This window comes from Mycobacterium sp. IDUB_28 (assembly GCF_055419285.1).
Genome location: NZ_JBVAXK010000001.1, coordinates 630,112 through 645,366 on the forward strand (window position 1 = coordinate 630,112; position 15,255 = coordinate 645,366).

Consider the following 15,255-nt stretch of genomic DNA (forward strand, 5'->3'; position numbering starts at 1 on the left):
CGCATCTGGAGGGAGCCACCATGTCCATGAATGTCGCCCAGAAACTGATTGATTCGCACCTAGAAGACGGCGAGATGACACCGGGCGAAGAGATCGCGATCCATATCGACCAGACATTGACCCAGGATGCAACCGGCACGCTGGTGATGCAGGAACTCGAAGCACTCAAACTCGACCGGGCGCAGACCGATGTGAGCGTGCAGTATGTCGATCACAACCTGCTGCAGGGCGACGAGAAGAACGCCGAGGATCACGAGTACCTGCGCACCGCAGCCCAGCGGTTCGGGCTGTGGTTCTCCAAACCGGGCAACGGCGTTTCGCATCCCACGCACATGCAGCGCTTCGGCATCCCCGGCAAGACCATGGTGGGGTCGGACTCGCACACCCCGGCCGCCGGATCGTTGGGCATGCTTGCGATCGGCGTCGGCGGACTCGAGGTGGCGCTAGCCATCAGCGGACGACCGCTGCATATCCGCATGCCCGAGGTGTGGGGCATCCGGTTGGAGGGCGAACTTCCGCAGTGGTGCTCGGCCAAGGACGTGATCCTGGAGATGCTGCGCCGACATGACGTCAAGGGTGGGGTGAATCGGATCATCGAGTACTACGGTCCGGGGTTGGCGAACCTGACTGCGATGGACCGGCACGTGATCGCGAACATGGGGGCCGAGCTCGGTGCGACGACGACGGTGTTCCCCAGTGACGACGCCGTCAAGGCGTTCCTGCGCGCCGAGGGACGCGAAGACGACTGGGTCGAGTTGCTGGCCGACGACGGGGCGGAGTACGACGTCGAGGACACCATCGATTTGTCCGAGATCGAGCCGCTGATCGCAAAGCCGTCCTCGCCCGGCAATGTGGTGCCGGTGCGGGAGGTGGCCGGCGAGGAGATTGCACAGGCGGTGATCGGGTCCAGCGCCAACCCGGGGTTGCGCGATTTCGCGATCGCGGCGGCGATGGTCGCTGGGCGCCAAACCGCCCCGGAGGTCAGCTTCGACATCAACCCGACGTCCCGAGAGATCCTGGCGGACCTGACGAAGATGGGCGCGACGCTGGAACTCGTCATGGGCGGCGCCCGCATCCACCAGGCCGGCTGCATGGGGTGCATTGGCATGGGCCAGGCGCCGGCGGTGGGTCGCAACTCATTGCGCACCATGCCGCGCAACTTCCCGGGCCGGTCGGGCACGAAGGAAGACGCGGTCTGGTTGTGCTCGCCGGAAACCGCTGCGGCGTCGGCGTTGACGGGACGGATCACTGATCCGCGGGACTGGGCTGCTGATGTCGGCATGGACTACCCGAAACTTGATCTGCCCGAAGAGAATTCGGTGAATACCGCCATGCTCGTACCCCCATTGGATCCCGACGAGGCGGCCAAGGTGGAGCCGGTGAAGGGACCGAACATCTCCAGCCTGCCGGAACTGTCGCCCTTGCCCGACGAGGTGGAGGCGCCGGTGCTACTGAAAGTCGGGGACAACATCTCGACAGATGAGATCTCCCCGGCCGGCGTGCAGGCGCTGCCCTACCGCTCCAACATCCCGAAGCTGGCGGAGTTCAGTTTCATGCGGGTCGACGACTCCTACCCGAAGCGGGCGCAGGAGGCTGAGGAGACAGGGCACATCATCGTGGCCGGCGAGAATTACGGGCAGGGCTCGTCTCGCGAGCATGCCGCGATCGCACCGCGCTATCTGGGGCTGCGGGTGGTGATCGCCAAGTCGTTCGCGCGCATCCACTGGCAAAACCTGGCCAACTACGGGATTTTGGCACTCGAGTTCGACGATCCGGATGACTACGACGCTGTCGACCAGGACGACAAACTGCGCATCGAGGGGCTCGATCAGCTGGAGAAAGAGGAGTCTTTCGAGGTCTCGATCGTCGATAGAGACTCGACTTTTACTGTGCGACACCGACTTTCACCGCGCCAGGTGAAAGATGTGTTGGCCGGTGGGTTGATTCCGCGGATTGCGGAAGAGGAGAAGTAGGGGCCGGGCGAACCGGAGGACGACAACGCAGCGATCCGCTAGGGTCCATATTCGGGCCTAGACAGCAAATCTGAAGGAGCTTTGGATGCGGAGCCAATCTCTGGTCATCGGCGCGTTGATCGCAGTGTGCCTTTCTCTCGTATCTCCCGCTACCGCGAAGGCGGACCAGCAGTGCCCGGAAGCCGGGACCGGAGAACCCGCAGCGGCAGACTCCCAGCCTTTCCCCGTCCCGGCCCCGTATTCCGGCAACATCCTGGGACCCAACACTCTGCCCACCGGGCCGGTGAAGCGACTGCTGGTCGGTTACCAACGACTCGGCACGCCGCCGCTGGAACCCAAAGCTTTTCTGGACAAGTACTACGACCAAACCAACGGGTGGAAATGGCCGACCAACTTCGGGTTCGCCGGTGAAGCTAAGCCGTTCACCATGAAGAAGGGTCACTTGTTCGACCGGTTCGGGAAACCCGACGAAGCGAACTTCCTCGCCAACGAGAAGCACACCCCGTTCGCGTCTCGGGGTTTGCCGCCGCAATCCCTCAACACTTACAAGGGCTCCCCCGAAGCCAACTATCACGTTTACTGCGTCGTGAAAGAGCTGACGGTCCAGTACGGGAAAATCAAAGACTTCGCCGGCCAGCCGGGCGGTGGCTACCAGTACTTTCTCGGCAACACCAGGGTGAAAGACCTGTTGGCCGCCGGCCAGCTCATCGAGGTGCCGCCGAAGTACGGGCTCGACGGCTAACCCAAGCCGCTCACCCGACTGCAGTGAGTTGCAGATGCTGCGTCACGCGCGGCGGCCTACCACCCGACCCGCAGATCGGGGTGGCGATGCCTGAGTCGTCTTTGCCTTCCAGGGTGATCGGATCCCAGGTGGCGTAGCTGACGTACACGTCGGGAACCCGCGATCCGCCCGGACAGAACGCGTCCGAATGCCAGACCAGTGTCCACTGACCGTTGACCATGCGCGCGTTGCCGAAGGCTGGGGCGCCGGGTGTGTTGGCGACCGACGCGCACCCTTCCCCGCACGGGGTGAAATACCAATCGCTCGTGGTGATCTCACCCGAATCCGAAATCACGGTCGACAGGTAGTGTCCGCTCATTACGGGTGCCGCCCACGCGGTTCCGGCGGACCCGACGGTCCCCCACCCGGCAAGCAGGGCGAGTGTGACGATGCCTCGTGAGATTGACATGACGCCGAGTCCTCCCTGATGACGTGTGAGCTCCTCAATTTGCTATAGCACAGTGACGGAGTAAATGGAGTTGCCCGTTGCGTGCAGTCTTGCCCGCTCGCGTGGCGCCGCGATGAATGTGGTCCTGCGGTGCAGTCTGATCTGCATGGGCAAACTCATCTATGGCTTCAACGTGTCGGTGGACGGGTACATCGCCGACGCGCAGGGCAACATCGACTGGTCTGCACCAAGCGACGAACTGCACCAGTACTGGAACGACTTCGAGCGGGAGACCGCCCTGTCGTTCTACGGGCGGCGACTCTACGAACTGATGTCCGCGTACTGGCCGACCGCCGACCAGGACCCGGACGCCACCCCATTCATCGTCGACTACGCCCGCACCTGGCGCGATATGCCCAAGGTCGTGTTTTCGCGCACCCTGGAGTCCGTCGACTGGAACTCCCGGCTGGAACGCGGCGACCCGGTCGAGGTGGTGCGCAAGCTGAAGGCCGACACCGACGGCACCCTGGAGGTGGCCGGCGCGACGCTGGCCGCACCGATCGTTGCGGCCGGACTGGTGGATGAATACCGGCTGGTGGTGGCGCCCACCGCGGTGGGCGGCGGCATCCCGTTCTTCCCGACACTGCCGTCGTGGATCTCGTTGCGGCTGTTGGAGAATCGCACCTTTCCGGGTGGCACGGTCCTGCTGCGGTACGCAGCGAAACACGACTGATGTGCTGGCCGGAAGGCCCGCGGCGTTAGGCTCCAACAGCAGCGTTGCCGACTCGGTGACGTGTGTTCGTGCCCAGTTGGCGCGTGACCGTGGACGTCTTGAAAGGGCACACCGATGTGCGGAATCTTCGCTGCGATGACGCGCCGCGGCCTTGCGACCGAGCGGCGTGACGCCGCGCTCAAGCTGTTGGAGCACCGCGGGCCCGATGGCTGTGGCACCTGGACCTCGCGCGACGGGCAGTGGACGCTCGGACACACACGGTTGTCAATCATCGGTCTGCACAACGGGACTCAGCCGATGACAAGCCCGGATGGCGTGGTGCACCTGGTCGTCAACGGTGAGTTCTACGGTTACCGCGAGATTCGCGAGCGCCTTCGTGCCAACGGGTATTCGTTCTCCACCGCCAGCGACAGCGAGATCGCGCTGCACCTCTACGCCGAGCAGGGTATCCAGGCGGCGACGCAGCTGCGCGGCGAGTTCGCGGTGATCATCGCTGACGAACGGCAGCGCGCCATGTATGCGATCCGGGATCGGTTCGGCGTCAAACCGCTTTACTACGCGGCGGTGGACGGCGACGTGTACTTCGCGTCGGAGATCAAGGCGTTGCTGGCGTTGGGCGTGCCGGCCCGATGGGACCTCGAGGGTGCTACCGGAGGGTTCGGCAGATCCCACGAGAAGACCGAGTTCGCCGGAATCAGCACCGTGCCGCCGGGGTGTTATGCGATTGCGCGAGATGGCGTTGTCCGCATCTATGCGTACTGGGATTGGGAGATCCCGACGGCTGATCAGATGCGCGCAGACACACGAAGTGAAGCAGAGGTCGTCGCCGACTTCCGTCACGCGCTGCAGGACGCGGTGCGGGAGCGGCTGGTCGCCGATGTCGAGGTCGCGTCGTATCTCAGCGGTGGCATCGACTCGTGTGCCGTCCTGGGGCTGGCGCAGCAGGAACTGAACCGGCCCATTCGCGCGTTCACCCTCACCTTCGAGAATCCGCTTTACGACGAGGCCCGGGTCGCCGAAGAACAGGCCAAGCGGGTCGGTGCGACGTATCACCCGATTCCGATCACCGGGCGTGAGATCGCCGAGTCCTTCGCGGATGCGATCTGGCATGCCGAGACGCAGATGTTCAACGGCCACGGCGTGGCCAAGTATCTGCTGAGCCGTGCCGTCCGGGCCGCCGGCATCAAGGTGGTGTTCACCGGTGAGGGCGCCGACGAGATGCTGGGCGGGTATCCCTACTACCGCGTCGATGCGCTGAACGACGACAAGACATTGCGCGCCGACCAGAGATTGAAACTCCTCGATGAGATGCTCGGCGCCAATGCTGCAACGCGTGCGCTGATGATGCCCGAACAGGTGAGCAGCCCCGAGATGCAGGCGGTGGAGCGCAGACTCGGCTGGCTGCCGGCAACGCTGAATGTCGGTGCGGCGCAGACCAATAGCGTGGCGCCATTATTGCGCGACGACCTGCCGGACTGGGTCCGGGCGTACCAGCCGCTGGTGTCGTCGCTGGATCGGTTGCCGATTGCACAGCGCGTCACTGCACGCGATCACCTGAATCAGGTGCTGTACATCAACGCCAAAACGGTCCTGCCGAACTTCATCCTGAATTACCTGGCCGATCGGATGGAGATGGCGCACTCCATCGAAGGGCGGGTGCCGTTCCTGGACCACCGTGTCGCCGAGGCCGCGGCCCGCGTGCCAGTCAGCATGAAAATCAAGGGAATTCGCGAAAAGCATGTGCTGCGCGAAGCGGCGAAAGACGTGCTGATACCCGAGGTGTACGACCGACAGAAGCATCCGTTCACCACGCCGCCGACGCGCGACCCGAACGACCCGATGCTCGCTTTCTACCGGGATACTTTTGCTTCGAAAGCGGCGAAAGACCAGCCGATCTACGACATGAACAGAGTTTCCACGGCGCTCGATCAATTGCTCGAGTCGCCCGACGATCAGCGGATCGCAGTAGAAGGCGGCCTGCAGCGGGTGGCGAGCGTGATCGTGATGCAGCAGCTGTTTTCGATGACGTAAATCGCGTCTGTTGTCCGGGACCTACAGCTTGCTGGCCGTTCCCCACTCGCCGACTGAGCCGCCTCCCCCGGTTCCGGGCATGCCACCAGAGCCTGCGGAGGCTTTTGCCAGCGTGGTCGCCATGGCGTCGCCGCCCTCTCCGCCGCTACCTCCGTGACCAGGATTGCCCGTACCGCCGTAGCCGCCGTGGCCGCCGGTGGCGGTGCCGCTTCCCCAGTTCAAGGCGTAAGCGGCGTCGCCGCCGCGGCCGCCGGTAGGGCCGGTTCCACCCATGCCGCCGGCACCGCCGATCGCATAACCGCTTCCCCCGCCTGGGCCATAGTCGTAACCCATGAGCGAGCCGGGTCCCCCGTCACCGCCGTCTCCGCCGACGGTGGTCCCGGTGCCGCCCATCCCGCCTTGGCCGCCGACGGCGTTTCCGGATCCGCTGCCGGCCCGGATGTACGCGCTGCCTCCGTTGCCGCCGTCTCCGCCAACTCCGGCGATGCCGGTGCCACCTTTGCCGCCGATACCGCCGGTGATGTCGGTGCTATTCGTGCCGCTCGCTTCGGCCGAGACACTGCCGCCGTCGCCGCCGCGGCCACCGTTGGCACCCATGCCTCCGTCACCGCCGAGGCCGCCGGTGCCACCGTAGATGGAGCCACTGCCGCCGTTGCCGCCGCGGCCGCCGTCGCCCAGTTGTCCCGCGGCGCCGTCGTGGCCGAGCAGGGACAGGTGGGCGCCGCCGGGTCCGCCCATACCTCCGGTGCCGCCGTTGCCCCCGGTGCCCCCGGCAACCCCGGCGTTCGGGGCCGTGGCGCCGTAGCCTCCCCAGCCACCGGCACCTCCGGTGCCACCGGCACCGCCGTTGCCCCACAGCAATCCGCCGGTGCCGCCGGCCCCGCCCCGGCCACCGGTGCCGCCGATGCCTCCGTTGCGCGTGACGGTGTCGGCGCCCTGGATTCCGGTCGACCCGATTCCACCGGCCCCTCCGCGGCCGCCGTCGCCGAACAACCCGGCATCGCCGCCTCGCCCGCCGGTGCCAGCACCGGCAACTCCTGAGCCGCCGGCGCCGCCATTGCCGACCAACAATCCGCCTGCGCCACCGTTCTGACCGGTCCCGGCCGCGCCGTCGGCGCCGTTACCGATCAGCGGACGGCCCAGCAAAGCGTTGGTGGGCGCGTTGATCACGTTCAGCACGCCCTGCGCAAGGGCTTCCAGCGGGTTTACGCTGGCCGCCTCGGCCGCAGCGTAGGCAGTTCCTGCCCCGGACAGAGCGGCCGCGAACTGATCGTGGAATGTCGACAACCGGGCGCTGAGCGCCTGATACTCCTGCCCATAATCGGAGAACATGGCGGCGATTGCGGCGGAGACCTCGTCCCCGGCCGCACTGAGGACGGTGCTGGTCGAGACCGCCGCGGACGCATTCGCGGTTTGCAGAGACGATCCGATGCGCGCCATGTCCGCGGCCGCCGAGCCCACCCAATCCAGCACAGCAAATACGTACGACACTGCTGTTCTCCTACCGCGTATCGGCCCGGGACGGTGTCCGGGGTTACTTCGCCGACCTGGACGACGTCGAGATTTCGACCGTATCCAGGGGAATCGCGGTGGGATTGAGTAGTTGGCTACCTCAGTTTGTTCGAGCGGGACTGAGGTGCTGCGGGTGCGAGGTGGGTCGTCAAGCAAGCATCGGGTCGATCGCCGACCGGGGCACCAACACCTGCACCGCGTCGGGCAGCAGGGTGCCCTGGTCGAAGAAGAAGATCACCCCTTCGTTGACCACCGCGAAATTCTGGTAGTTGGCGGGGTCGTTCAACGCGGCTTGTGAGATCGGCAATGCCGGCGCCGGTGCGGTCGTGGCCGGTTGTCCCGGTTGCGCGGGCGGTGCGGGCGGTGCTTGCTGCTTCTGCAGTTCCGCTTGGACGACGGGCGCTACGACCCTCAGCGGATCGTCGACCCGCCACAACGGCGTATTTTTCTTGTCGTCCGGCTTGGCCGTGTAGAGGATTTCCTTGCGATAGGTCTGGTCGTAATTGAACGCCTTGAACGTGGTCCGCGGTTGTGCGCCCACGTTTTGGTACACCTTGAACACCACAGCCTGCGTGCCGCGCGGCGGAATTGCCGAGCTGTATTCCGACGGCTTGATCTTCAGCTCGGCGGGTTGGCCTTGGGGCGCGCCTTTGGCCGCGTTAATGAACGTCTCGCGGGTCTGGGAGATGTAGTCAGCAATCGGCTGCTGGTTGGGGTAATCGAGCGGGATGCTGATGTCGACGGTGTACGCGGGGTCGGTGACCTGGATCTCACACGAGCTGCCGGTGCTGTTGCCCTTGAGGTCGGCGCAGTAATCCTTTGGTGCGGCTACCGCGAGGGCAGGAGAACTGAAGATGGTGCCAGCCGTGACGAGTACGGCGACGTTGAACAGGCGCATATGTGAATCCCTCCGAGCAAACGCGGCAGCGCGCCGCGCATGCGACGTTAGCGTGAAGTGCTTGTGGGAGGTAAATCCGCCGGGGTTTGCGCTGGTTGGCGACGTGCGGGTGGAAGCTCGGGCGGGGCGTGCGGGTGGCGGCCCCGACATTTGTGCAGCGGGATCAGCTTGGTTGTCTTCGGGCAATGCGGATCTAGGTGCAATGCAGTCCACAGCGTGTCGCCCCTGGTTGCGCGAAGATTTTGCCGTTGACTTCGCGGATTCCAACCTGTCCCGCTGACGCGCCAGGCCAGGGGCGCGGACAGCTGCACCCCCGCCGTACTTGCCCACCGTTCCCGCCCTATCGGTTGACCGCGCCTTCTTCCCCGCGAGCCGAGTTCCGCTCTTTGCCCATGGGTCACGTCACCGAAAAAATGGGCCATTCCTCGGTGACAATACTGAGCTATAAAGTTGCCGAGTGAACATCAACGAGCTCCTTGTCGGTGTAGTGATAGCCCCCGTCCGGGCCGGCGTCAAAGTGGCCGACGCGGGACTCGCCGCTGCGACCATGGCGCTCGGGGCCGTGAAGCAATCGATGGGCGAGGACGGCCCGAAATCGGTAGACCCGATTACCGATCTACTACCAATACGCGGCGCACTCGTAGGCGCGAACCGAGTCGCCGAATTCACCGAAAAAGATAGGGCGATGGGGCGCGCTCTGGTCCGCGGCGGGCCGGCGGACAAGCTGATGCGTCCCGGGGGGGTGGTCGATTTGTTGACCGCGCCCGGCGGGTTACTCGATCGGACATCTGTCGGAGGTAGCGCCTCGCTGGAGCGGATCCTCGCGCCTGGCGGGCTCGTAGAACGGCTGCTCGCAGAGGACGGACCGATAGAGCGCATGCTCGCCGAGGACGGCATCATCGAGCGGATGTTTGCCGAGGACGGCATCGTCGACAAGCTGCTCGCCAAGAACGGACCGCTTGAACAACTCACCGAAGCCGCTGAAATCCTGAGCCGGCTACAGCCCGCCATGGATAGGATGACGCCCACCGCGGACACCCTTGAGTCTGCCGTCGATACCCTCAACAGGATGGTCAACTCGCTCAGTGGCATCACCGAGCGCATTCCCAGGCGGCGGTCGACGCGGCCGCCGGTGCGTTCCAAGCCCACCGTCGAGCAGGCTGCCCTCGAGGAGTGAGCTGACCGGCTTGGACAGGACGAGCAGATAACCGGAATCGGACAAACATCACGACCTCGGCCATACTCCGTCCCTTCATACGAAGGAGTGTGAGGGATCAGCCGAAACAACTGTCGAGCATCCGCCGAAATACTGTCACTTGGCACCCGAAGCAACAACGCACCGAACATCGCAGGTCAACCACAGTGTGGGGCGGGTGGGGCTCGAACCCACGACCAACGGATTATGAGTCGCTTTTCAACGGCGCTGTGACCTGCGCAAATGGAAAGCCGCGAGCCACCAAATTGGCTGCTAGACGGTGTTTTAGGTGTCGCCCGGTACGGGTCGAGTACGAGCGCGGTACGGCTACAAATCGCCCCCAGTCGCCGGGGTGAGGCCGGGGTAGACCGCCGAGACTAAGGCTCGTTGCGACTGCCAACGGTGCCAAAACCGTGAGGACCCTGTCGGGGGTAGGACCTACACTGGTAACCCGAACGTTTGTGCTATCGGCCCAGGGAAAGGAACGCATCGACATGGCGGCCAACCGCAAGGCGACGGTGCAGTCACCCGATGGACCAAACCCTGTAGGCGCGCCGCGCCTTCATCGCTTAATAGATGCTTCGAGCAGTCGGCAGTTTACGAACGGCCTCTACGACGATGCCGTTTTCAACGCTTTCAAGGCCGTCGAAGACCGCGTAAAGCGGCTATCGGGCAAGTCGGAAATCGGTAAGCGGTTAATGACCTATGTGTTCAACGAAAATGCGCCAACGCTCGACGTTACCTCGCCCAACGCCGACAAAGATCAAAAGGCGGACGAGCGAGAGGGATACAAATTCTTGTTCATGGGCGCGGCGCAAGGACTTCGAAATCCGCGGGGGCACGGGGGTCATCTCGACACTCCGGAGGACGAAGCCGCTGAGATGCTCGCCGTTGCGAGCCTGCTGATGCGAGTCCTGGATCGGGCAGAGGAACAACTAGTCCTTCAACCCTCCGAGCCGGACGATAGCGGGGAGTGGGATGAGGATGGCGGTGGTGGTGATGGCAAGCCAGGTTCCCTCGATCTAATCGCGGCGACCGAAGACGGGTTACCGGAGCTGAATGCGACGATCAACGCGATGGCAGTCTGCCTCGAACAGTTCGGAGAAATCACCGATTCGTATGCACCGAAGGTTGCTGCCGCTGGAAATTTGCCGACCATGTCTGCACGCTTAGCAGTCGTGCAAACGTTCGCAAATGAGCTCAAGCCTCCAGCACAGAAGTTCCGAAAGTTGGCGGCGGACTACGTTGGTCAGGTGGTTGACCTGAACGGCGGGATTGATGCGCTCATTAACCTGCAACCTTACGAGGACATGTCGATAGACGGTCAGAAAGAGTTTCTAATACTGGCCGAGGCGATCCGGGAGATGCGCGACGCAAGCATCGGAGCGGTCGGCGCGGCAACCACGATGAGTCAAGAATTCCAGGACCTGGCAAAACTCAGCAGGGCTTTAAAGACGCCATCTGCAGACCTTCGAGAGGGGGTCCGGCAGATGCAGAGCGTCCAGCACTACTATGACGAATGGGTCGAAGGTTTCAGGGAAATTGGTGTGTTGGGTGACAATTCGGCCTAGTTCGCCTGCCGACCAAATAACGGCACCACGTTCCTCGGTAGGTCGGCTTGCGTTGCCGGGGCGGTTGGTTCGGGGAGCGGATTAATTGCACCGCCGTCAGTCTCGGGGATGAAGTCGCCGTAGACATCCAACGTGAGCGTGAAAGTGCTGTGTCCCAACCACTTCGACGCCTGCATAAAGTGAACGCCCGCCGACAACCACAGGGTCGCCGCCGTGTGCCGGAGGTCGTGCACACGGATGCCGAGCACGGCAGGGTTATCGGCTGTTGCGGGGTGACTCGCAGGCAGCCCTACCGCCTCCAGGGCAGGCCGGAACAGGTTCTTGTAGAAGGCTCCGGTGTCGACCGACTCCGAGTAGTCGAGCGGAGCGACCGCACGGCAACCCCGCCTGCGTGCCCCGCCGAGTGCGCGGTTGGGCCATAGTGGCGCGGTCGGCTCGTCGGCACGTTCGTGGTCGTCCGCCAGGTAGTCGGCCATCCGGCCCGCCAACCATCCTGGCAGCGGTACCGTGCGAGCGCTGGTCGCGCTCTTGAGCTTGTCTTCGACCCACTGGCCGCCTGAGCGCTTCTTGGAACGGCGCACGCAGATTTCGGCGCTGGCGCCGTTGATGCCTGGCTTCAACACCAAGTCCCGTATTTCGCAGCCCGCCAGTTCCTCAGCGCGCAGTCCCGTGTACGCGGCGAACAACGTGAACAACTCGTACACCGGGTATCGCTCCCCGATGCTCTTCGCCACGGCTGCAACCTGTTCCGCCGTCAGCGGGTGATGCCGCTTGTTTCGCCGTGCGGCGCTCTTGCCCCTGAAGTCCACACCCTCAATGGGATTTGACACCAACGCGTGCCTACGGCGGGCGTAGGCGAACAGATGGCTGAACACTGACCAGTGGTGCTTAAGCGTCGCCGGGCTCATCCCCCGCGCAACCAACTCCGCGAGGTACGTTTCACAGTCGGTGGTCGTGATCGACGCGATGGGCCGCGCACCGAACGCCGGTAGCGCGTACACCGCCAGTCGCCGCCCGTAGCCGTCCACCGTCTCAGCACGCAGCTTGTCGCTGGCAGCGGCCTTGGTCCGCTGCGATGCTAGCCACGCAGCAGCGTAGTAGCCGAAGGTCTCCTTGCCGGCCTTTCGTTGGTCGCCCAGCGTCGCCGTACCCGTCGTATGCTTCGCGTTGTTGAGTTCGTCGCGGCGAGCTTCCGCCGTCTCTCGGGTCGGGTAGCTCTCCTGCCGTGACCGCATCTTGCCCGTGGGCAGGCCTGTAGTTGCGTCCGTTGCTGGTTCGCGCCAGACCACCTCGTACCGCTTTACCGGCTTGCCCTTGCGCTTCTGCTTCGTGTCGTAGCTGCGTATGTACGCCATGTCATGACTCCTGTTCGGGTGGTTGAGTTTTGGCGCGCGCGTGGTTGAGGCCGCGGACAATTTGACTGATGGCGTTCTTGCTGACGCTATAGATGTAGGCCAGGTCCGCCTGGGTCCACCGGCCCGTCGCATAGTCCGCGCGGATCGCGTCGGCGTCGGCGTCGGTGAGCCGGTTGGCGTACTTGCTTTTCGCCGCCGGTTCCGAGGTTGCCGCTGGCGCGCTCGCGAGTTGCGCGGGCTTTACCGCCGCCGTGTACCGAGGCCGGGGCAGCACGTCGCTCGCGGCGATGTAGGGCCTGCCGTCGGGCGCACGGCGCACGAGTGGCCGCCGCTGAAAGGTCATGCGGTCTCCGCCAATTCGTCACGCCGGAAGTAGGCCGTGTGGCAGCGTGCGCCCGGGTGGCCTTCGCAGAACCGCACCACGTACACGAGCCCGTCGCGGTCGCCCGTGACCCGCTGGACCGTGCCGACCTCGCCGGTATAGGGCGGATCGTTTGGCTTCGTGATGAGCACGCGCGTCTGTGGGTGAAGGGTCACGATGCGTCCTCCAGCTCCCGCCGCGTCTCGCGGGCGAGGATGTCGCGGACTGTCGTCTGGTGCCAACGGATGCCGCCGCGTGGGGTGGGCACGCCTGCCTCAGTGAGACGGCGCGCGATTGCATAGGCGCTCAACAACTCTCGCGTATGCATTATGGCGATTCGCTCGGCCAACTTCGCATCCACGGCTACTGGCCGACCAATGGCCTTGCCGCTTTTGGTGCCCTGTCTGCGGGCCTTGGCGAGCCCTTCTTTGGTGCGGGCACTGATCTTTCGTTTCTCTTCGGCGGCGACCGCAATCCGCACATCGGCGGTGAGTCGCTGGTCGTGGTTCCCGCTGTCCGCGCCTTCGCAGTCGAGCAACCGCCAACCATTCTGCTCGGCGCGCTTGAACAGCTTGGCCCCGTCCAACTGGTCGCGGGTCGCCCGGTCCAACGCGCGGACCAGGAGTGCGTCGGCGATGCCCGCTTCCAAGGCGGCGATGGCAGTTGCCCTGCCGTACATGCGATCTGATGCGCCGCCGCTCACGACATCGCTCGTAATCGTCAACAGCTCATAGCCTCGCACTGAGCAAAACTGTTGGAGCGCTTGGGTTTGCGCACCCAGCCCGTGCCCATTCTCGCCCTGCTTGGCGGTGCTGACCCGCACGTAGCCAATCACCCGCAGCGCCTTGCCCGTTTCGGTCACGGGCTCCCTCCTGTTCATTCGGTAATCGTCGAACCGGTCGGTTCGGCGTTTACGCTACGCCAGCTAGCACACTTCGTCTGCCTGTGTGACAACGGTTTTGGGTTATCTGGCTAATGCCCGCGCCGTATCGGCACGACCTTGGCGCGCCGGTTGGTGTCGTTTATATCAGCGTTCGCTTCCTCTAGGGTCACGAGCGCGGTGCTAGATGGGCCGGTAGGGTGCGCGGACGCCGGGGGCGGGCTCCCGGCCCCGCCGGCACCCTCGCATGTGCCGTCGTCCACCGGAGCGGCCCGCGCGGGGTCGTCGGCGGGGTCGACCACCTCGGCGTCGAGGATGCCTATGTCGTCGGCGGGGGCCAGTGCCGCCGGGGCGAGCGGCAACGGCTCCCCGCGCTTCATCGCGTCGTGCTGCGCCTTGGTCAGGCGAGCGACCTCGACGGTGGAGTGTTCGATAACGTCTTCCCAAGGTTGGCGCTGTTTTGGGCCAAGTTCCAATGTTGTAGTGGGTCTGCCGAGAACGCGGTCGATCAGACTGTTGCTCGCTTGCAGCCGAACCTGTTCGCTCTCAGCAGCATCCGCCAATCGCTGGACGTTAGAGCGGTTGTGGTTGGCGGCGAGGGCCATGTTCTCGCGCGCTTTCGCGATCACCTGTGGAGCCGAGCCGCCGTGGTATCGGCAAACGACTCCGCCGCGTATCGCCCATCGTCGGCACTGCTCGCCCGATTTCTTATGCGCAACGCACCGCCTCGTCGGATCGCCCCGCTTCCAGGGCCGTTCGATAGGTTCGCTGTTCGTAGGGTCGGTCATGTTGTCTCCTTTGCAATTTCATCGTTGTCCCGGCCGCCAACTCGCCTCTGGTGGCGCTGGTAACCCGGCCCGTGGGTTTCGTCGGGGTCGCGTGGGATGCCCACGGCGGGTGCGCTTTTGGGGCGACCACCAATACGGCGGGTCGACCGGCGTAAAGACTGTGCTCATCGGCCCCATTCCGCGCGGTGCATCGGGCAAACGCTTTCGTCGCCAATGTCTTCTGAGCCGACCGACCAACCGCACTCACGCGCCACACATCGACCGTCACCATTGGATCTGCCGACAGTCAGCGTGTTACCGCAGTCCTGCTTAATGCACACAAAAGTATTGTTGCGCTTCACTTCTGGCGCGTATGCGATGACTTCCCGCCAATGTTGCGGGGTGACTGCGAGGCCTTCTACTTTCGGCGTCGAATGTGGCGGGCCATGAACGCCGCGCTCGACATCCACTAACACCCGGTGGATCTCACGCTTCGCGGCCTCGTAGTCGCCGCCGTTGATGTGGGCCCAAACACTCGCCAGACCTAATGGCCACCACGCACGGACAGTCTCGGCTACGTGTATCAGCCGGTACCACTCCAAAGGCTCGGGCGGCCTCCAATTTGCGTCCATTTTCTGCATTCCTCCTTGGTGTTTCAGATAGTTACGGTTCTCCGATCCAAAATCGCCGTTCGACTCCTTCAGGCGGGGACGCGGGGACGCGCGTCCCCGGCTGCGCCGCGGAACCCGCCGCCTCGCGCGTACCCCGCGATTCTTCTTTTTCCGACGACCAGGGGTTTTAGGTTCGCCG

The 15,255-nt window shown here is 64.4% G+C and carries 15 protein-coding genes; 6 read left to right on the forward strand and 9 right to left on the reverse strand.

Going from position 1 to position 15,255, the window contains the following annotated elements:
* Window positions 1-20 precede the first annotated feature (20 nt).
* Window positions 21-1,973, forward strand: a complete 1,953-nt coding sequence (locus tag ACZYZ9_RS02945; RefSeq protein WP_463824693.1) for an aconitate hydratase — start codon at window positions 21-23, stop codon at window positions 1,971-1,973.
* 85 nt (window positions 1,974-2,058) lie between these two features.
* Window positions 2,059-2,715 carry a TNT domain-containing protein gene (locus ACZYZ9_RS02950; protein ID WP_463824694.1) on the forward strand — a complete coding sequence of 219 codons (657 nt, stop codon included), beginning with the start codon at window positions 2,059-2,061 and terminating at the stop codon, window positions 2,713-2,715.
* Window positions 2,716-2,725: 10 nt separating this feature from the next.
* Here the strand turns inward: ACZYZ9_RS02950 and ACZYZ9_RS02955 are convergent, their stop codons facing one another.
* Complete coding sequence (locus ACZYZ9_RS02955) at window positions 2,726-3,163, reverse strand: hypothetical protein (RefSeq protein ID WP_463824695.1); 438 nt, start codon at window positions 3,161-3,163, stop codon at window positions 2,726-2,728.
* Window positions 3,164-3,308: 145 nt separating this feature from the next.
* On the opposite strand from ACZYZ9_RS02955, the gene ACZYZ9_RS02960 reads away from it, so the two are divergent.
* Together ACZYZ9_RS02960 and asnB are read left to right on the forward strand one after the other, a co-directional pair.
* Entirely contained in the window at window positions 3,309-3,875 is a 567-nt protein-coding gene (locus tag ACZYZ9_RS02960; protein WP_463824696.1) for a dihydrofolate reductase family protein, read from the forward strand.
* 114 nt (window positions 3,876-3,989) lie between these two features.
* Window positions 3,990-5,906, forward strand: coding sequence for an asparagine synthase (glutamine-hydrolyzing) (gene asnB / locus ACZYZ9_RS02965; protein WP_463824697.1), 1,917 nt, complete (start codon window positions 3,990-3,992; stop codon window positions 5,904-5,906).
* 21 nt (window positions 5,907-5,927) lie between these two features.
* Here asnB and ACZYZ9_RS02970 read toward each other — a convergent pair whose 3' ends face one another.
* On the reverse strand, window positions 5,928-7,397 hold the full coding sequence (locus ACZYZ9_RS02970) for a PE family protein (protein ID WP_463824698.1): 1,470 nt from the start codon (window positions 7,395-7,397) through the stop codon (window positions 5,928-5,930).
* Window positions 7,398-7,566: 169 nt separating this feature from the next.
* Window positions 7,567-8,316: an esterase gene (locus tag ACZYZ9_RS02975; protein ID WP_463824932.1), complete on the reverse strand. Its 750-nt coding sequence runs from the start codon at window positions 8,314-8,316 to the stop codon at window positions 7,567-7,569.
* Window positions 8,317-8,773: 457 nt separating this feature from the next.
* Between ACZYZ9_RS02975 and ACZYZ9_RS02980 the strand changes: the two genes are divergently transcribed.
* Window positions 8,774-9,493, forward strand: a complete 720-nt coding sequence (locus ACZYZ9_RS02980; RefSeq protein ID WP_463824699.1) for a hypothetical protein — start codon at window positions 8,774-8,776, stop codon at window positions 9,491-9,493.
* Window positions 9,494-10,005: 512 nt separating this feature from the next.
* Window positions 10,006-11,082, forward strand: a complete 1,077-nt coding sequence (locus ACZYZ9_RS02985) for a TIGR02391 family protein (RefSeq protein ID WP_463824700.1) — start codon at window positions 10,006-10,008, stop codon at window positions 11,080-11,082.
* Here the strand turns inward: ACZYZ9_RS02985 and ACZYZ9_RS02990 are convergent.
* The 6 genes from ACZYZ9_RS02990 to ACZYZ9_RS03015 form a co-directional block, all read right to left on the reverse strand.
* Window positions 11,079-12,437: a tyrosine-type recombinase/integrase gene (locus ACZYZ9_RS02990; protein ID WP_463824701.1), complete on the reverse strand. Its 1,359-nt coding sequence runs from the start codon at window positions 12,435-12,437 to the stop codon at window positions 11,079-11,081. The two genes, ACZYZ9_RS02985 and ACZYZ9_RS02990, sit on opposite strands and share 4 nt — an antisense overlap.
* Before the next feature lies 1 nt (window position 12,438).
* The gene (locus ACZYZ9_RS02995; protein WP_463824702.1) at window positions 12,439-12,780 is read right to left on the reverse strand and encodes a hypothetical protein; all 342 of its coding nucleotides are present in this window, start codon (window positions 12,778-12,780) and stop codon (window positions 12,439-12,441) included.
* A complete protein-coding gene (locus ACZYZ9_RS03000) occupies window positions 12,777-12,974 on the reverse strand; it encodes a hypothetical protein (RefSeq protein WP_463824703.1) in 198 nt (65 codons plus the stop codon). Before ACZYZ9_RS03000 ends, ACZYZ9_RS02995 begins: the two co-directional genes overlap by 4 nt.
* Window positions 12,971-13,660 carry a recombinase family protein gene (locus ACZYZ9_RS03005; protein WP_463824704.1) on the reverse strand — a complete coding sequence of 230 codons (690 nt, stop codon included), beginning with the start codon at window positions 13,658-13,660 and terminating at the stop codon, window positions 12,971-12,973. Before ACZYZ9_RS03005 ends, ACZYZ9_RS03000 begins: the two co-directional genes overlap by 4 nt.
* Window positions 13,661-13,770: 110 nt before the next feature.
* Window positions 13,771-14,307: a hypothetical protein gene (locus ACZYZ9_RS03010; RefSeq protein ID WP_463824705.1), complete on the reverse strand. Its 537-nt coding sequence runs from the start codon at window positions 14,305-14,307 to the stop codon at window positions 13,771-13,773.
* A gap of 323 nt (window positions 14,308-14,630) precedes the next feature.
* Window positions 14,631-15,086, reverse strand: a complete 456-nt coding sequence (locus tag ACZYZ9_RS03015) for a hypothetical protein (RefSeq protein ID WP_463824706.1) — start codon at window positions 15,084-15,086, stop codon at window positions 14,631-14,633.
* Window positions 15,087-15,255: the final 169 nt, after the last annotated feature.